The sequence below is a fragment of the Klebsiella sp. PL-2018 genome, assembly GCF_019048985.1.
Taxonomy (GTDB): domain Bacteria; phylum Pseudomonadota; class Gammaproteobacteria; order Enterobacterales; family Enterobacteriaceae; genus Klebsiella; species Klebsiella michiganensis.
Map to the genome: position 1 here is coordinate 1,788,431 of NZ_CP077673.1, position 16,780 is coordinate 1,805,210.

The window sequence follows — 16,780 nt, forward strand, 5'->3', positions numbered from 1 at the left end:
ACCTGAAGAGCGTTGTGTATGCATATTGTGTTTTTCAGGGTGTCGTTAGTCTGAAAAATGAAATTTCCACGTGCAGTGAGGAAGGAGTATTCATGAAACAAACCGTTTATACCGCCAGCCCGGAAAGCCAGCAGATTCACGTCTGGGATCTGGATCTTGAGGGGAAACTGACCCTGGTGCAGGTTGTTGATGCCCCGGGCCAGGTGCAGCCGATGGTGGTGAGCCCGAACAAAGAGTTTCTCTACGTCGGCGTGCGTCCGGAGTTTCGCGTACTGGCCTACCGCATTGCGCCCGATAATGGCGCCCTGACTTTCGCCGGCGAAGCCGCGCTGCCGGGTAGCCCAACGCATATTTCTACCGATCGTCAGGGGCGCTTTGTGTTCAGCGCTTCCTATAACGCGGGCTGCGTGAGCGTTACGCCGCTGGTGGACGGCCTGCCGCGAGAAGCGGTGGCGGTGGTTGAAGGTCTGGAAGGCTGCCACTCGGCAAATATCTCTCCCGATAATCGCACCCTGTGGGTACCGGCGCTGAAGCAGGATCGTATCTGCCTGTTTACCCTGAGCGACGACGGTTTCCTCGCAGAGCAGGAGCCGGCTGAAGTGACCACCGTTGAAGGCGCGGGCCCGCGTCACATGGTGTTCCATCCGAATCAGCAATACGGCTACTGCGTCAACGAACTGAACAGCTCCGTTGACGTCTGGGAGCTGAAAGATCCGTACGGAAAAATTGAATGCGTGCAGACGCTGGACATGATGCCGCCTGATTTTGCCGGCGTGCGCTGGGCGGCGGATATCCATCTGACCCCGGATGGCCGTCATCTCTACGCCTGCGATCGTACCGCCAGCATTATCACTATCTTCAGCGTCTCGGAAGACGGCAGCGTGCTGTCCATCGAAGGCTATCAGAATACCGAGACCCAGCCGCGCGGCTTTAACCTCGATCATAGCGGCAAATATCTGATCGCCGCCGGTCAGAAATCGCATCATATCGCGGTGTATGAAATCAAAGGCGAGCAGGGGCTGCTCCAGGAAAAAGGGCGCTATGCCGTAGGCCAGGGCCCGATGTGGGTCGTGGTCAACGCTCGCTAAGTTCTCTGTCAGTGACGAAACCTCGCCGCGGCGAGGTTTTTTTACGCCTGCGCAGGGGCTACTTCACCCGCATACGATACTCAATCATGCCGCTTTTCTCCGCGACCCAGTTATACAGACGCTGCCCCCGAAGGTTGGTCTCATGCGTGTGCCAGTACAGGCTGGCTGCGTGACGTTTGCGCGCCTGCAGCTGAACATACTCAATCAGCTGTTTGCCGATATGCTGACCGCGAACGGCCGGGTCAACGAAGAGGTCCTCCAGATAGCAGTAGTCGCTTTCGGCCCAGGTGGAGCGGTGGAAGAGATAATGCACGAAACCCACTATCCTGCCTTCCTGTTTTGCCACTGCGCAGAACATCGGTTCGGCGGGATGGAAAAAGCGCTTCCAGGTGAGCTGCGTGATGCTTTCCGGGATGTCGACGCGATAAAACGTCTGGTAGCTTTTCCACAGCGGCAGCCACTGGGCAAAGTCGCTTTCAGCCGCGGGGTGGAGGGTTACCTGCGCGAGGTTAACGTCGGTTTTGTTGCTATTCATGGCTGTTCCTTATTTTTATCAACCGGGTGATTTGACCTGGCGCTATGGTAGGTGCTGTTCTGGTTCCTAAAAAGTGACACTTTCTGTATATTTATAGGATCCACTTTTATGCCGTCGATGCCCGCTGCCGCTCATGCCAAAACCCATTGCCCCTCTGTTTCAGGAACTGTTATTAGCCCGCGGCGTGATTAAAGATCAGGTCTACCACGCCCTGCGTCAGGCGATTCTGGATGGCCGATTGTCGGCGGGTTCAAAAATCCCCTCCAGCCGGGCGCTGGCTGAGATGATGGCGATCTCGCGAAACTCGGTTATTGCCGGTTTTGACCGCCTGATGGATGAGGGGTACCTGGTCACGCGCAAGGGGGCGGGCACCTTTGTCTGCGAGCATATCCCGGATAACCTCATTAGCGAGTATGACGCGTCGACGCCGCCCGAAACGGCAATAGCCGCCGCAGGGCCGCTTAATCCTGATGTCGCCGCACTGGTTTCATCATGGTCAGAAAGAGAGGACAGCGGCGAAATGCGTCAGGTTTTTGCCGTCGGTATCGGCTGTACCGATCTCTTCCCTCATGCTTTATGGGGGCGGCTGCTGGGGCGCGTCTGGCGGCAATCGCGTCGTGAGCTGGGAGCGCACGCCACGCCCTATGGATATCAACCTCTACGCCAGGCGATTAGTCGCTATATTCAGGCGACGCGCGGCGTCAATTGCCACGAAGATCGGGTGATCATTGTCAACGGTATTCAGCAAGCGCTTTCCATCACCGCTCAGGCTTTACTGGAAAAGGGCGATGAAGTCTGGCTCGACGATCCCGGATACAACGGCGCCCGCGGCGCATTCGCCGCCAGGGGAGCGGTGGTCCGGCCCGTTCGGGTTGACGAGGAGGGCATGGATATTCAGGATGGCATTCGCCATTACCCGCAAGCTAAGCTGGTCTATACCGCGCCGTCGCACCAGTTCCCGCTCAGTGGAACGCTTAGCCTGCCCAGAAGGCTCGCCTTACTGGAATGGGCGGAAGCCCATCGGGCGTGGATATTTGAAGACGATTACAATAGCGAATTCCGCTATGCCGCCCGCTCTCTGCAGGCGTTGCAGGGGTTAGATAATCATCAGCGCGTCATCTACGCGGGCACATTTTCTAAGATGATGTATCCGGAGTTCCGGCTGGGCTTTTTAGTGGTCCCCGAGCATTTGCGTGAACAGTTTGCCATGACGAAATATTACACCGATCTCTGTAGTGGATATCTCGAACAGGCCGTCCTGGCCCGTTTCATCAGCGAGGGGCACTATGCCAGCCACGTCCGTCGTATTCGCAAAGCCTGTTTTGAGCGTAAAAGCGCGCTGGAGGCGGCGATTGCACGCTACTTTGCCGGGCGCATGGTCGTACATCCAACGGATTCGGGTATTCACATAGTCTGCTGGCTATCAGCGGGTTTAAAGGCAGAAGAGGTCGTCGCTAAGGCGCGCCAGCCAGGTTTCGGCGTGCAGACGTTTGAGCGCTATTGTCAGCGGCCGATGTCGCGCGAAGGAGTTCTATTCGGTTTTGCAAACCATCCCCCAGCGGTTTTGACCGAGGGAATTCGCCGCCTGGCTGCGATGTTTTAGCTCAGCAATACGGGAAATATTTTGCAGGGGATTAATGGCATTCATTGCCGGATTATATTGCAGACAATGATTATCTTTTTGGAAAACCTGCCCCGTCCTGATTATTCATCTGACAACAGGGGCAGAGTTTTAAAAAGAGAGATACCGCGCCTGGATTTAACGTATATCCACAGCTTCTGTAATAATATAACCATTCGCTTAGCGATATGTGACTTCCCTGTTTAATTACAGCCGGTTAATAAATCAGATATCATCCATGGTGTAGCTGACGACGATTTCCAGGGTTTTGCGGATTACGTCTGCAGTTACGACATCGCTGGTGGTTTCCAGCGCCGTAATTAACCACAAAATAATCGCCTTGTTGCTGAGGTGACCCTCAGACTCAAGGATGCTGCTGATAGCCAGCGACATCACCGCTGATTCATCGATCAGTCTGTCGCCTGCGTTGCGGAAATATTCAGAGAGTGCGGTATCGTTCAGGCCTGCGTAAATATCCGGTTGCTGATGCATAGTCTGTCTCATCATATTCTCTACTTTGTAAGTTAAACATTAGACCAGTAGTGGTCAGTGTATTTTATTCGTACCTGGCTGCTGAGGAGAACCTAATAACGAATTCGGCTCATCCCAATTATGCTTAGCGCCTGAAGTACCCACGGTATTGTTTTTTCCACGGCGAGCTACCATATTACTGATTTCATCGATAATACGCCCAAGTGCATTCCGCCGTTTTTTATCCTGTTCCCCAGCCTGCATGGCCTGGAGTTTCCCGATCAGTGCTTGTTTACTAATAGGCCCCTTATTTTTGAGTAGAGAGAGGACAGCCTCTCCAATCAATAAATCGGTTAGTGGATCATAATCATTGCGATTCATAACGGTATCTCTGATCATTGTCATCTCCTTGACTGGGAATTTAGTAGCAAGCCGGTAATCCGTGTCAGATACTGGCCCATCCCTTATATTTCCTCATTCAGTAACGACTTAAATCACCAGATAGCTGAAGCCACTTTTATCACTGATGCTCAAACAAGAGACCAATCAACGTTTGATAATGGTTTTCTTCTTCAGGTTCTGAAGCCACTTCAAGGCGACCCAGCAGTTTCGTACACAGGGATTTGCGATTCAGATTGCGTCCTTCATTAAGGATATCCATTACAATCTGCCCTAACGTCTCCTGCTGCGAAGGTAACGACGCTTTATTGAAGTAGTGGGCAATAGCGTTAGCCGTGTCAGGAATGTAACCGTTCTGCTGCATATGTGCTCCTGTAAGTTCAATTATCAGTGAAGTTGCGATTAAAGTTATACAATGTTTATCAACTTGTACATAGGAAATGGAAAAAATATGTTAATTTTCTTAATGTTTTTTATAACATATTGATTTATATGGTTTTAAAATTATACAAATCTTAAGGTAAACATCGAGTGGAGATGTACGAATTGTACAGGTATACAGGAAGGCAAGAACGCCAGCGAAAAGAGGGTGTTAATGTGATTTATTTGTTAATGATTCGGGCGCTTTTACAGGACTTATGCGGGTAGACCTGCTACTGTAATATCTTATTAGCTTTCATCTCTTCTGTCGGAAACTTCATGCTCACTACCATTATTTATCGCAGCCATATCTGCGACAACGTGTCAATTAAATCGCTCGAAAGCATGGTTGCTGAAGCAAATGTCAAAAATAGTCAGGAAAACGTGTCGGGTATTCTGCTTTTTAACGGCACCCACTTTTTTCAGCTATTAGAAGGACCTGAAGAGAAGGTTGAGGAAATTTACCGTCTTATCTGCGCAGACCCGCGGCACCATAACCTCGTGGAGCTGCTCAGGGATCATGGACCGATGCGGCGCTTTGGTAAAATTGGCATGGAACTCTTTGATTTACGAGAGTTTGACCGCGATGAAGTGCTGCAGGCTGTGCTGGATAAAGGGACCACAAAATATCAGCTCACCTATGACGACAGAGCGCTCCATTTTTTCCGTACCTTCGTCGAAGCCACGGAAAAGGAAAACTATTACGAAATTCCTGAGGCTGAAAGCTGGGAGTTTGTGATAGAAGACGCTGCCTGCTACCCTGAAACTCCGCTGCAAGAGGCCGAATGCAGCTTTGCTTTTCAGCCGGTCATCGATCCGTTTGCCAAAGAGGTCGTCTCCTACGAAGCGCTGCTGCGCACGACTTCCGGTGATTCGCCAGCGGTCTATTTTGACGGACTTTCGCGAGAGGAAATCTACTGGACGGATCTCCACAGCAAGCGCATTGCCTTCGCCATGGCGGGACTTTTGCACCTCCGTGGACGCACGTTGTCGATTAATCTGCTGCCCATGACGCTGGTGAATGTTCCCAACGCTGTCGAATTTCTGTTAGCGGAAATTGAAGCCAGCGGTTTGATCCCTGAGCAAATTATTGTGGAATTTACCGAAAGCGAAGCCATTTCCCGTCTTGATGAATTCACCGATTCCGTGCGTAAGCTCAAGTCTGCGGGAATTCGCGTGGCTATCGATCATTTTGGCGCCGGGTTTGCCGGGCTGTTGCTGCTGGCTCAGTTTCAGCCGGACCGCATCAAGATTAATCGCCAACTGGTCAAAGATATCCATAAGCACGGCCCAAAACAGGCAATCGTTCAGGCGATTATTAAATGCTGTCATTCCCTGGAAATCGCCATTTCTGCGGTGGGTATCGAGCAGGCGGAGGAGTGGATGTGGCTGGAGTCAGCGGGGATTACGCATTTCCAGGGAAATTTATTTGCCAGTCCGTGTCTGGGAGGCATTCCGCCGGTAGCATGGCCAGAGAAAAAAATAGCGTGTGAGCTTCTTTAAATTTTGACCCCGGCTCAGCGCAGCGTGTCGGTTAAAAAAGCGGTGTATAACGGTAAAATAAGCCCTGTTTTTTTGCCCAGTATATCGGCGCCCGACCTGTTTATTTTAGCTGTACAAGAAAAGTTAATTGTACAACCAGGCTAAATTCGTTAATTTAGTCGGTAAAGTATTATCAGGTTAGAGGGCGCTAATGGCATATTACAGCATCGGTGAAGTTGCCGAACGTTGCGGAATCAACCCCGTGACTTTGCGTGCATGGCAGCGAAGATATGGTTTGCTAAAGCCGCAGAGAAGCGAGGGAGGACACCGCCAGTTTGACGAGGAGGACGTTCAGCGCATTGAGGAAATCAAACGCTGGATCGATCGCGGGGTCTCCGTGGGCAAGGTTAAGGCGCTTCTGGAAGGCCATCAACCTGAAACGCAAGACGCTGCCGTCCTGCTCCAGGAAGAGATGATGACGCTTCTGCGAGGCGTCCAGCCCTCAAAATTACGCACCCGCATCATGTCCCTCAGCCATGAATATCCCGTAGATAAACTGATTGACCGGCTCTTTGTCCCCGTCCGCAGTAAGCTCAATCTCGATCCGAACACCTCCATGGCGATTATCAGTATGCTGGACGGTATCCTGATTGATTGCGTAGCGTCCATTCTTGCTGAATCGCGCAAAAAGGTGGGGAAAGAGACGCTGTTGGTGGGGTGGGGTAATGAAGACCGTACCCGTCTGTGGCTGGAAGCGTGGCGTTTATCGCAGCGCGCCTGGCACGTCAACGTGCTGGCGGAGCCGCTGGATTCTCCTCGCCCGGAACTGTTTCCTGGTCAGCACATTTTTGTCTGGACCGGCCGCGCGCTGACCCCCTTGCAGGCAGAATTACTTAGCCACTGGCAAAGCCAGGGCTTCACCATTGAGTTTCACGGAGAGTAAGCGTCTTAGAGGGTTAGCAGCGGAACATTTTTAGAGATGTTATTCCGCCGCTTGTCTTCCTGAAGCATGGCAACATGCGCTGGCAGGTAAATTATCAGAAATTGAGCTGGGTCCAGGCTTTAAACGTTTCGCTGCGGCTAATATTAAAAAAATCTGTCCGACCCGAGCAGCCGAGCTTTTTGATTAAGGTCAGGCGAATTTGATAAATTGTTTTAATATGTAAATTCAGCGACTTCCCTATATTTGCCATCGCTTCACCATCGTTCATCAGGCGAATCACTTCTTTTTCGCGATTGGTAAAAACGATACTTTCAGATTCCCGGTCAGGCTTCTTACCGAACAAGGTGGGGCGGAGAATAAACGATTTTATCTCAGCGGGCGTTGAGCGCGCCGGGATTCTGTACATTGGTATTTCGCTCAGGAAGTTCAAATCATTACCGTCGGTGAGCAGGACAAAACGAACTCTTTTGCGATCGTAATGATGATTAAGCACCGCATAATAGTTATCGCTGGTGAAAAAGACATATTTTCCATGAAAACAGCCTGGTGATAATGAATCGAGTACAAGCTGTAATCCTTGACGAAGAAGGTTATTGTTAATCCAAAGATCGTAATGATTAAAAAAGTGACCTTGCTTGTCGTTATTCATTTGTCCTCCGAGGTAGAAGTGTTAATAATGGCTTAATTTAACAAATCACATATCATGCTTAGTGATGGTTTTTACCACGTAGCACATGCAGCGTTTGCATATATAAATCGGCGAGTATTTCATTTTTCTCGAGATTCAGGCGCCGCTGAACCTCAACGATTAAACGCTCATGGCTAACGGCTTCGCTCTCCGTTTGGGTCTGCACCATGTGTTCGATATTTTTCAGCAAAGCAGAGTTAGAAATAAACTCTGCAGGAATAGTATTTTTAATCTGCATGGTATATCTCGGGTTATGTTAGACAATAAATCAACAAACAAAGATGCGGGATAAAAATCATCTTTGCTCTACGGTTCTTCACCATCTCAAAGGAAATGGTGTGCATTTTTTTAAATCATAAGAATGCTGTAATGCAGAATTTAAAACTTACGTAATAACTATAGTCACGATCTTCAGGATGTACAATTTTTCCGAATTAATTTTGTACATTTAGTTGGTTTTTTTAACATTGTCTCGTAAGATGTTGTTTTATATGGTTATTTATTGTAAAGATAATGTGAAAAAGTTGTACAGAACGGCGTCTGTACAGGGATAACCTACAGGATGAGGGGATAGCGGTGAAGAAGCGGGAAGGGCACAGCGGGAAGAGAAAGAGACAAAGGGGGAATAGCTTCCCCCTTTTGGCGTAAGCGTTACTGCTTCGGTTCAGCGACGACAAAGCTTCCCACGCCGCGGTTGTTGTATTCCCACATGCGGTTGAAGTTAGCGTCATTCAGGTTACGCTGCGGGTTGCCTTTGGCATCCGCAGTACCGGTGTTGCCGCTAAACGGACGGTTTGAACCGACGGCATCAGCCCACGGTTTGGCAATATTAAAGCCTTCATTAATGACGCTATCGCGAATAACGACCTGGCCATTGGTGTTGCCGTCAACGTCCAGAGAGCGGCCCAGCTGCGCGACGTTATCGCCGGAAGCGGTAAAGCGGCTGTTAATCGCCAGGAAGCCGTAGGTCACGCTCTTCAGGGTCGCTGGCGCAAAGACGTAGCCCTCTTTCTGGGTGCGCGAGTTGACCACGCGGAAGTCGGTATTGTCGAACACGACTGCCCCACGACCGGAAACGATATCGACGTCGCCTTCAATATAGCTGTTGCTGACCAGGGTTCGGGTCTGACGGTTATCCTGCAGGCGGTTTTGTACGCCGCTGTTGGTCACGAAAAAGGTGTTCTGGCGACCGAGGATATTCACCTTGTTAATCTGTACCCGATCGCCATCGCTACGCAGCGCCACGGCCTGATGGGTGCCCGCGTCTACGCTGTCGCCGAGGTTGTTGGCGATAGTCAGGTTCTGTAGCTGGAGATCGTTATTCTGCGACCAGAATACCGCTGAGCACATCACGCCAACGGTGGCGGCACGTCTGCTCTGGCAGCTGTCGTACATATACCAGGCCGGTTTGCCCGGCATATATTTGCCGCCCGGATTAACCTGGTGACGCCAGGAGACCGGATCCATTTCTGAATCAATCGCTGCGCTGATTTTTACATCAATCGGCTTCTCACCGGTGCCGTACAGGGTCAGCGCGCCAGGCGCCGCCGGAACGTATACGGTGCCCGCATATTCACCCGGCATGATGGCGATAAACTGACGACGATTGGAGTGGCGGGTAATCGCTGCATCCACCGCGGCCTGAATCGTGGTGTGGGTTACCCCCTGGGTACCCGCAGGACCCACAACAAAATCCGGCTGCGCCGGGAGGCTGATGGCGGACGGGCTCCACGCAGCGGCGTTAGGATCGAGAGACTGGAAATAGCTCGCCGGTAAGAAGTTTTTCGCCTCATCGGCGGTTAAAACTGGACGAGAGGCCGTGCCCGGCGCTGTTTGCGTTGAGGGCTGTTGATCGGCAGGCGTCGAACTACAGGCGGACAACGTCACGCCAAAGGCCAGCGCCAGCGCCAGGCGGGAAACGGAATATGTGTTCATGTTGCTCCGGGCAAGAATAAATTAAGGGTATAGGTCCTTTAAAGCCTGCTGTTTTATACCAACTTAAGCGAAACGGGAAGACGTAGCGCAAAAAAGTTGCTTCTTTACATAATAAGAGCCGGAAACGTGCCGCTTTTGATCACAAATAGATAACATTTGCCGGGGGCTGAGTTGACATTTCTCGCGGAATCAAAATAAATGTCTATACAACCCATGACAAGTTGACCGCTATGACACACACACCTTCCGAACGCGTAATCTGGCGAAACGTCCGCCTGGCCACGCTCGATCCGCGTTTCTCTCAGCCGTATGGACTCGTGGAGCATCATGCGTTGCTGGTGCGCGATGGACGCATTGAAGCTATTGTGCCCGAAAGCGAGGCGCCCGCAGGGCAGAGTATTGACCTCGGCGGCAGGCTGCTCACGCCGGGGCTGATTGATTGCCACACGCACCTGGTCTTCGGCGGCAGCCGGGCGCAGGAGTGGGAGCAGCGCCTCAACGGCGTCTCCTACCAGACCATTAGCGCCAACGGCGGCGGCATTAACGCGACCGTGCGCGCCACCCGGGAAAGCAGCGAAACGGAGCTGCTGGCGCGGGCCCGGCAGCGGCTGGCTCGTCTGCTGCGCGAAGGGGTCACCACCCTGGAGATCAAGTCCGGCTACGGGCTGGATCTCGCAAACGAACGTAAAATGCTGCGGGTTGTACAACAGCTTGCCGCAACGCATACCGTTGAGATTTCCCCCACGCTACTCTCCGCCCACGCCACGCCGCCGGAATATAAAGGCGACCCGGACGGCTATATCAATCTGGTATGCGAAATCATTCTGCCCACGCTGTGGGAAGAGGGGCTATTTGAAAGCGTCGATGCCTTCTGCGAAAACGTCGGCTTTACCCCCGCGCAGACTGAACGGGTTTACAGTACGGCCCAGGCATTAGGTATCCCGGTAAAAGGTCACGTTGAGCAGCTCTCTTCGCTGGGCGGCGCTGAATTAGTGAGCCGCTATAAAGGCCTGTCCGCCGACCATATTGAATACCTGACCCCAGCGGGCGTGGCGGCGATGAGCCGCAGCGGCACTGTGGCGGTGCTCCTGCCCGGCGCGTTCTATTTCCTTAACGAAACCCGCAGGCCGCCGGTTGAACTGCTGCGCGAATATCAGGTTCCGATGGCGGTGGCGACGGACTACAACCCCGGCACCAGCCCCTTCGCCAGCCTGCATCTGGCGATGAATATGGCCTGCGTGAAATTTGGCTTAACGCCGGAGGAGGCGTGGGCAGGCGTAACCCGTCATGCGGCTCAGGCGTTGGGCCGCCAGGCGAGCCACGGTCAGCTGGCGCCGGGCTTCGTTGCTGATTTTGCTATCTGGGACGCGGAGCATCCGGTTGAGATGGTTTACGAGCCGGGGCGCAGCCCGCTCTGGCAGCGCGTGGTGCGAGGAGAAATCGCGTGAAGCTATGACAACCGACGGCGGCCGGGATTTGGCAGGGACGCGACGACAGCGCGGAGGCGCGGCAAATCGCCCATTGGTGGCAGTAGCGATTCAGTATATTCTGGACGTTTCGCCGCCCATTCGCACAAGGAAGCCCGGCCATGTTCTCATCGCAACCTCGTTCCGCGCCTGCGCCTTTCTATGAAAAGGTGAAACAGGCTATTAGCGAAAAGATCCACAGCGGCGTCTGGCGTCCGCACGATCGCATTCCTTCGGAGGCGGAGCTGGTGGCGCAGTTTGGCTTTAGCCGGATGACCATCAATCGGGCGCTGCGCGAGCTGACCGATGAAGGCCGGCTGGTGCGATTACAGGGGGTGGGGACGTTTGTCGCGGAGCCGAAAGGGCAGTCGGCGCTGTTTGAAGTGCGCAGCATCGCGGAGGAAATTACCTCTCGTCATCATCAGCACCGCTGCGAGGTGGTGCTGCTGGAGGAAACGCAGGCGGATCTGATTCAGGCCGCGGCGCTCAACGTGGCCGCCGGTACGCGGATTTTCCATTCGCTGATGGTGCATTTTGAAAATGAGGTCCCGGTACAGATTGAGGACCGCTGCGTCAACGCCTCCGTGGTGCCGGACTATCTGCGTCAGGACTATACCGCGACCACGCCCCACGACTATCTGTCGCTGATCGCCCCTCTGACCGAAGGGGAGCACATTGTTGAGGCGGTGCAGGCAACGGCGGAGGAGTGCGCGCTGCTGCATATTCACGCGCACGACCCGTGTCTGCTGATCCGCCGCCGCACCTGGTCCACCACCCATATCGTTTCCCACGCGCGCCTGATTTTCCCCGGCAGCCGCTACCGTCTGCAGGGCCATTTTGGTTCCTGATCTTACTGCGCGTCGGCAAAACGTGATTGCTGACGCAATATAACAAAAATGTATCTTTTGTGTTAAATCCTGGCTTGCGCATGCTTGTATAGACAAGTATATGTATCTACGTACACAACGTTAATTGTCAGGAGAAACCCCCGATGTCGCAAAGCAAATACCGCCAGCAGGACGTACGTGCACCGCGTGGCACAACGTTAAATGCGAAGAGCTGGCTGACCGAAGCTCCGCTGCGTATGCTCATGAATAACCTCGACCCGGATGTCGCCGAAAACCCGCATGAGCTGGTGGTGTATGGCGGCATCGGACGCGCGGCGCGCAACTGGGAATGCTATGACGCTATCGTGAAGGCGCTGAAAAACCTGGAGAGCGACGAAACGCTGCTGGTGCAGTCCGGTAAGCCGGTGGGTGTATTCAAAACCCATGAAAACTCGCCGCGGGTGCTGATCGCCAACTCCAACCTGGTGCCGCACTGGGCAACCTGGGAACACTTTAACGAGCTGGATGCCAAAGGGCTGGCGATGTACGGCCAGATGACCGCCGGCAGCTGGATCTACATTGGCAGCCAGGGCATCGTGCAGGGCACCTATGAAACCTTCGTTGAGGCAGGCCGCCAGCACTACCAGGGCAGCCTGAAGGGGCGCTGGGTGTTGACCGCCGGTCTGGGCGGCATGGGCGGCGCGCAGCCGCTGGCCGCGACCTTAGCGGGCGCCTGCTCGTTGAATATCGAATGCCAGCAGAGCCGCATCGATTTCCGCCTGCGAACCCGCTACGTTGACGAACAGGCGACGTCGTTGGATGACGCGCTGGCGCGCATCAAAAAATACACCGCCGAGGGCCGGGCAATCTCTATCGCACTGTGCGGCAATGCGGCAGAGATCGTGCCGGAAATAGTCAAACGCGGCGTGCGCCCGGATATGGTGACCGATCAGACCAGCGCCCACGACCCGCTGCACGGCTATCTGCCGAAAGGCTGGAGCTGGGAAGAGTACCAGGCTAAGGCCGAGTCGGACCCGCGGGGCACTATCCTGGCGGCGAAACGCGCAATGGCCGACCACGTGCAGGCGATGCTGGCATTCCACGAAATGGGCGTGCCGACGTTTGACTACGGCAACAACATTCGCCAGATGGCCCAGGAGATGGGCGTTGGCAACGCGTTTGCTTTCCCAGGCTTCGTTCCCGCCTATATCCGCCCGCTATTCTGCCGCGGCATCGGCCCGTTCCGCTGGGTTGCCCTGTCCGGCGACCCGCAGGACATCTATAAAACCGACGCGAAAGTGAAAGAGATCGTTAAAGACGATAAGCACCTGCATCACTGGCTGGATATGGCCCGCGAGCGTATTAGTTTCCAGGGGCTACCGGCGCGTATCTGCTGGGTAGGCCTCGAATGGCGGCAGAAGCTGGGGCTGGCGTTTAACGAAATGGTCCGCAGCGGCGAAGTCTCCGCGCCGATCGTCATTGGCCGCGACCATCTTGACTCCGGCTCCGTCGCCAGCCCGAACCGCGAGACGGAAGCGATGCGCGATGGTTCCGACGCCGTCTCCGACTGGCCGCTGCTCAACGCCTTACTGAATACCGCCAGCGGGGCGACCTGGGTGTCGCTGCATCACGGCGGCGGCGTCGGGATGGGCTTTTCGCAGCACTCCGGCATGGTTATCGTCTGCGACGGTACCGATGAAGCGGCGGCGCGCATTGCCCGCGTCCTGCACAACGACCCGGCGACCGGCGTGATGCGTCATGCCGACGCGGGCTACGATATCGCGATTGAGTGCGCGACAGAACAAGGTTTGAATCTTCCGATGGTGGCAGCAACGCAGGGGCACGCTAAATGAACGCTTTAACACTGATTCCGGGTCAACTCAGCCTGTCGCAGCTGCGCGACGTCTACAGCCAGCCGCTGAACATTACGCTAGACGAAAGCGCGTTCGCGGCGATTGATGACAGCGTTGCCTGCGTCAACGCGATTCTGGCGGAAGGCCGCACCGCCTACGGTATCAACACCGGTTTTGGCCTGCTGGCGCAGACGCGCATCTCAACCGAAGATCTGGAAAACCTTCAGCGATCGCTGGTGCTTTCGCACGCGGCGGGGATTGGCGAACCGCTGGATGATGACCTCGCGCGTCTGATTATGGTGCTGAAAATTAACAGCCTGTCGCGCGGCTTTTCCGGCATTCGCCTGAGCGTGATTCAGGCGCTGATTGGCCTGGTCAACGCGGGCGTGACGCCGTGGATCCCGGCGAAGGGATCGGTCGGCGCCTCCGGCGACCTCGCGCCGCTGGCGCATATGTCTTTAACCCTGCTTGGCGAAGGGAAAGCGCGCGTGCGCGGCGGGGAGTGGCTGCCGGCGACGGAAGCGCTGCGTCAGGCGGGGCTTGAGCCGATTACTCTGGCGGCGAAAGAGGGGCTGGCGCTGCTCAACGGCACGCAGGCGTCGACGGCGTTTGCCCTGCGCGGCCTGTTCGAAGCCGAAGACCTGTTCGCTTCCGCGGTGGTTTGCGGGTCGTTAACCACCGAAGCGGCGCTCGGTTCGCGTCGTCCGTTTGATCCGCGCATTCACGAAGCGCGCGGTCAGCGCGGGCAGATTGACGCCGCGGCGCTCTATCGCCATCTGCTGACCGACGACAGCGCGATTTCCCAGTCGCACCATAACTGCACCAAGGTGCAGGACCCGTACTCTCTGCGCTGCCAGCCGCAGGTGATGGGTGCCTGCCTGACCCAGCTTCGCCAGGCGGCGGAAGTGCTGCTGGTTGAAGCCAACGCGGTATCCGATAACCCGCTGGTGTTCGCCAGCGAGAACGACGTGATTTCCGGCGGTAACTTCCACGCCGAACCGGTGGCGATGGCGGCGGATAATATCGCGCTGGCGATTGCCGAAATCGGTTCGCTGTCGGAGCGCCGTATCGCGCTGATGATGGACAGCCATATGTCGCAGCTGCCCCCTTTCCTGGTCAAAAACGGCGGCGTTAACTCCGGCTTTATGATTGCCCAGGTGACGGCGGCGGCGCTGGCTAGCGAGAACAAAGCGCTATCGCACCCGCACAGCGTGGACAGTCTGCCGACCTCCGCTAACCAGGAAGACCACGTCTCGATGGCCCCGGCCGCCGGCCGCCGCCTGTGGGCGATGGCGGAAAATACCCGCGGCGTACTGGCCGTGGAGTGGCTGGCCGCCGTGCAGGGTCTGGATATGCGCGAAGGCCTGAGCAGCAGCCCGCTGCTGGAAGAGGCGCGCCACCTGCTGCGCGAACGGGTGACCCATTATACCGAGGACCGCTTCTTCGCCCCGGACATCGAAAACGCCATTGCGCTCCTGGCGGCGCGTCATCTGACGCGGCTGCTGCCTGCCGTGCTCTGAGACCAACGCTAAACCATCGCTGTTCGCTGTACCTGCGCCGGGAGGATCTCTTCCTCCCGGCCACCCTACACGCATATTTGTCGTCGTATAAAAACTATCAGGACACTTGCATATGCAACAACAAAACAAGCCACACCTGCTGCGCGGGCTGAATGCCCGGCACATTCGTTTTATCGCCCTCGGCTCCGCCATCGGTACCGGGCTGTTCTACGGCTCGGCATCGGCGATCAAGGCCGCGGGCCCGGCGGTACTGCTGGCCTATCTGATCGGCGGCGCGGCGGTGTTTATCGTGATGCGGGCGCTGGGGGAAATGGCGGTACGCAACCCCGTTTCCGGCTCCTTCAGCAGCTACGCGCGCCAGTATCTTGGCCCGCTGGCGGGTTTTATTACCGGCTGGACCTACACCTTTGAGATGGTGATCGTCGCCCTCGCGGACGTTACCGCGTTCGGCATCTATATGGGGCTGTGGTACCCCGATGTTCCCCGCTGGATCTGGGTGCTGAGCATTATCTTTTTTATCGGCGCCATGAACCTATGCAGCGTGCGCGTTTTCGGCGAGATGGAGTTCTGGCTGTCGCTGATCAAAGTGGTGGCGATTATTGCCATGATTGTGGCGGGCGGCAGCATCATTTTCTTTGGATTCGGTAACGCCTTTCCGGCAACCGGGCTGGAGAATTTGTGGAGCCACGGCGGCTTTGCCCCTAACGGCTGGGAGGGGATTATAGCCTCGCTCGGTATCGTGATGTTTGCCTTTGGCGGCGTCGAGATTATCGGCGTGACCGCGGCGGAAGCGAAGAATCCGCAGAAGGTGATCCCGCAGGCGATCAATACTATCCCGCTGCGAATCGTGCTGTTCTATGTCTGCACCCTGGCGATTCTGATGGCGATTTTCCCGTGGAACAGCTTCGGCGAGCGGGGCAGTCCGTTCGTGCTGATTTTTGATGGTCTGGGGATTCCGGCGGCGGCCACCATCCTGAATATCATCGTGATCAGCGCCAGTATTTCGGCGATTAACAGCGATATTTTTGGCGCGGGGCGCATGATGTACGGCATGGCGAAAGAGGGGCTGGCGCCGAAGAGCTTCCAGCGCATCGCCAGCAACGGGGTACCGTGGATGACGGTGGTGGTGATGGGCGTAGCGCTGCTGGCGGCGGTGGTGCTGAACTACCTGATGCCGGAGCAGGTGTTTGTGCTGATTGCCTCGCTGGCGGCCTTCGCGACGGTGTGGGTCTGGCTGATGATCCTGCTGGCTCACTTTGCGATGCGTCGCGGCCTGTCCGCTGAAGAGCGCGGCAATATCGCGTTTCCGGTGCCGTTCTGGCCGGTGGCGCCGCTGCTGACGCTGCTGTTTATGGGACTGGTCATCGCGGTGCTGGGGATGGTGGAGGAGACGCGGATTGCGCTTATCGCCGGTCTGGTATGGCTCGGGCTGCTGACGGCGGTGTGGTTTGCGCGGGTGCGCAAAAACGCCGTGCAGGCGGTGACGGAGTCGTGATTGTTTTGGTTTACCCGGGTTGCGGCTGACGCCTTAC

Annotated in this window: 16 protein-coding genes; 9 read left to right on the forward strand and 7 right to left on the reverse strand. The window is 55.4% G+C overall.

Features of this window, described 5'->3' with window-relative positions; all coding sequences use genetic code 11:
* The first annotated feature begins 92 nt into the window (after positions 1 to 92).
* The gene (pgl, locus tag MKleb_RS08295; RefSeq protein ID WP_014228470.1) at positions 93 to 1,088 is read left to right on the forward strand and encodes a 6-phosphogluconolactonase; all 996 of its coding nucleotides are present in this window, start codon (positions 93 to 95) and stop codon (positions 1,086 to 1,088) included.
* A 58-nt stretch (positions 1,089 to 1,146) separates the two neighbouring features.
* Here the strand turns inward: pgl and MKleb_RS08300 are convergent, their stop codons facing one another.
* A complete protein-coding gene (locus tag MKleb_RS08300; RefSeq protein ID WP_025108126.1) occupies positions 1,147 to 1,623 on the reverse strand; it encodes a GNAT family N-acetyltransferase in 477 nt (158 codons plus the stop codon).
* Between the two features lie 133 nt (positions 1,624 to 1,756).
* On the opposite strand from MKleb_RS08300, the gene MKleb_RS08305 reads away from it, so the two are divergent.
* Entirely contained in the window at positions 1,757 to 3,226 is a 1,470-nt protein-coding gene (locus MKleb_RS08305) for a MocR-like pyridoxine biosynthesis transcription factor PdxR (protein ID WP_025108125.1), read from the forward strand.
* Positions 3,227 to 3,469: 243 nt separating this feature from the next.
* Here the strand turns inward: MKleb_RS08305 and MKleb_RS08310 are convergent, their stop codons facing one another.
* The 3 genes from MKleb_RS08310 to ycgZ all read right to left on the reverse strand — a co-directional run bounded on the left by MKleb_RS08310 (position 3,470) and on the right by ycgZ (position 4,478).
* Positions 3,470 to 3,736 (reverse strand): biofilm development regulator YmgB/AriR family protein, encoded by a 267-nt coding sequence (locus MKleb_RS08310; RefSeq protein ID WP_004849010.1) that lies wholly within the window; start codon positions 3,734 to 3,736, stop codon positions 3,470 to 3,472.
* Between the two features lie 54 nt (positions 3,737 to 3,790).
* Positions 3,791 to 4,114: a hypothetical protein gene (locus tag MKleb_RS08315; protein ID WP_025108124.1), complete on the reverse strand. Its 324-nt coding sequence runs from the start codon at positions 4,112 to 4,114 to the stop codon at positions 3,791 to 3,793.
* A gap of 121 nt (positions 4,115 to 4,235) precedes the next feature.
* Positions 4,236 to 4,478, reverse strand: coding sequence for a regulatory protein YcgZ (gene ycgZ / locus MKleb_RS08320; protein WP_004849015.1), 243 nt, complete (start codon positions 4,476 to 4,478; stop codon positions 4,236 to 4,238).
* A gap of 335 nt (positions 4,479 to 4,813) precedes the next feature.
* Here ycgZ and MKleb_RS08325 point away from each other — a divergent pair, with 335 nt between their 5' ends.
* Positions 4,814 to 6,037 (forward strand): diguanylate phosphodiesterase, encoded by a 1,224-nt coding sequence (locus tag MKleb_RS08325; protein WP_025108123.1) that lies wholly within the window; start codon positions 4,814 to 4,816, stop codon positions 6,035 to 6,037.
* A gap of 190 nt (positions 6,038 to 6,227) precedes the next feature.
* The gene (locus MKleb_RS08330) at positions 6,228 to 6,959 is read left to right on the forward strand and encodes a MerR family transcriptional regulator (RefSeq protein WP_014228475.1); all 732 of its coding nucleotides are present in this window, start codon (positions 6,228 to 6,230) and stop codon (positions 6,957 to 6,959) included.
* A gap of 94 nt (positions 6,960 to 7,053) precedes the next feature.
* On the opposite strand, the gene MKleb_RS08335 is transcribed toward MKleb_RS08330, so the two are convergent.
* From MKleb_RS08335 to MKleb_RS08345, 3 genes are all read right to left on the reverse strand, one after another.
* Positions 7,054 to 7,608: a LuxR C-terminal-related transcriptional regulator gene (locus MKleb_RS08335; protein ID WP_004849021.1), complete on the reverse strand. Its 555-nt coding sequence runs from the start codon at positions 7,606 to 7,608 to the stop codon at positions 7,054 to 7,056.
* Between the two features lie 58 nt (positions 7,609 to 7,666).
* Complete coding sequence (locus tag MKleb_RS08340) at positions 7,667 to 7,885, reverse strand: hypothetical protein (protein WP_025108122.1); 219 nt, start codon at positions 7,883 to 7,885, stop codon at positions 7,667 to 7,669.
* A 413-nt stretch (positions 7,886 to 8,298) separates the two neighbouring features.
* Positions 8,299 to 9,582, reverse strand: coding sequence for a putative acyl-CoA thioester hydrolase (locus MKleb_RS08345; protein WP_014228478.1), 1,284 nt, complete (start codon positions 9,580 to 9,582; stop codon positions 8,299 to 8,301).
* Between the two features lie 230 nt (positions 9,583 to 9,812).
* Here MKleb_RS08345 and hutI point away from each other — a divergent pair, with 230 nt between their 5' ends.
* From hutI to MKleb_RS08375, 5 genes are all read left to right on the forward strand, one after another.
* Positions 9,813 to 11,030: an imidazolonepropionase gene (gene hutI, locus MKleb_RS08350; RefSeq protein WP_025108121.1), complete on the forward strand. Its 1,218-nt coding sequence runs from the start codon at positions 9,813 to 9,815 to the stop codon at positions 11,028 to 11,030.
* 140 nt (positions 11,031 to 11,170) lie between these two features.
* Positions 11,171 to 11,896, forward strand: a complete 726-nt coding sequence (locus tag MKleb_RS08355; protein ID WP_025108120.1) for a histidine utilization repressor — start codon at positions 11,171 to 11,173, stop codon at positions 11,894 to 11,896.
* Positions 11,897 to 12,039: 143 nt separating this feature from the next.
* Positions 12,040 to 13,728 (forward strand): urocanate hydratase, encoded by a 1,689-nt coding sequence (gene hutU / locus MKleb_RS29880; RefSeq protein ID WP_025108119.1) that lies wholly within the window; start codon positions 12,040 to 12,042, stop codon positions 13,726 to 13,728.
* Positions 13,725 to 15,248 carry a histidine ammonia-lyase gene (gene hutH, locus MKleb_RS08370; protein ID WP_025108118.1) on the forward strand — a complete coding sequence of 508 codons (1,524 nt, stop codon included), beginning with the start codon at positions 13,725 to 13,727 and terminating at the stop codon, positions 15,246 to 15,248. The genes hutU and hutH overlap by 4 nt, the downstream gene beginning before the upstream one ends.
* A gap of 112 nt (positions 15,249 to 15,360) precedes the next feature.
* The gene (locus MKleb_RS08375; RefSeq protein ID WP_004849033.1) at positions 15,361 to 16,743 is read left to right on the forward strand and encodes an amino acid permease; all 1,383 of its coding nucleotides are present in this window, start codon (positions 15,361 to 15,363) and stop codon (positions 16,741 to 16,743) included.
* Positions 16,744 to 16,780 lie beyond the last annotated feature (37 nt).

Bases quoted from the DNA above. Each gene is read 5' to 3' on its own strand.
- MKleb_RS08375 (WP_004849033.1), top strand. From the start codon at position 15,361: ATGCAACAACAAAACAAGCCACACCTGCTGCGCGGGCTGAATGCCCGG.
- MKleb_RS08340 (WP_025108122.1), bottom strand. From the start codon at position 7,885: ATGCAGATTAAAAATACTATTCCTGCAGAGTTTATTTCTAACTCTGCT.
- MKleb_RS08345 (WP_014228478.1), bottom strand. From the start codon at position 9,582: ATGAACACATATTCCGTTTCCCGCCTGGCGCTGGCGCTGGCCTTTGGC.
- MKleb_RS08325 (WP_025108123.1), top strand. From the start codon at position 4,814: ATGCTCACTACCATTATTTATCGCAGCCATATCTGCGACAACGTGTCA.
- MKleb_RS08335 (WP_004849021.1), bottom strand. From the start codon at position 7,608: ATGAATAACGACAAGCAAGGTCACTTTTTTAATCATTACGATCTTTGG.
- MKleb_RS08300 (WP_025108126.1), bottom strand. From the start codon at position 1,623: ATGAATAGCAACAAAACCGACGTTAACCTCGCGCAGGTAACCCTCCAC.
- hutI (WP_025108121.1), top strand. From the start codon at position 9,813: ATGACACACACACCTTCCGAACGCGTAATCTGGCGAAACGTCCGCCTG.
- MKleb_RS08305 (WP_025108125.1), top strand. From the start codon at position 1,757: ATGCCAAAACCCATTGCCCCTCTGTTTCAGGAACTGTTATTAGCCCGC.
- pgl (WP_014228470.1), top strand. From the start codon at position 93: ATGAAACAAACCGTTTATACCGCCAGCCCGGAAAGCCAGCAGATTCAC.
- hutU (WP_025108119.1), top strand. From the start codon at position 12,040: ATGTCGCAAAGCAAATACCGCCAGCAGGACGTACGTGCACCGCGTGGC.
- ycgZ (WP_004849015.1), bottom strand. From the start codon at position 4,478: ATGCAGCAGAACGGTTACATTCCTGACACGGCTAACGCTATTGCCCAC.
- MKleb_RS08330 (WP_014228475.1), top strand. From the start codon at position 6,228: ATGGCATATTACAGCATCGGTGAAGTTGCCGAACGTTGCGGAATCAAC.
- MKleb_RS08315 (WP_025108124.1), bottom strand. From the start codon at position 4,114: ATGATCAGAGATACCGTTATGAATCGCAATGATTATGATCCACTAACC.
- MKleb_RS08355 (WP_025108120.1), top strand. From the start codon at position 11,171: ATGTTCTCATCGCAACCTCGTTCCGCGCCTGCGCCTTTCTATGAAAAG.
- hutH (WP_025108118.1), top strand. From the start codon at position 13,725: ATGAACGCTTTAACACTGATTCCGGGTCAACTCAGCCTGTCGCAGCTG.
- MKleb_RS08310 (WP_004849010.1), bottom strand. From the start codon at position 3,736: ATGCATCAGCAACCGGATATTTACGCAGGCCTGAACGATACCGCACTC.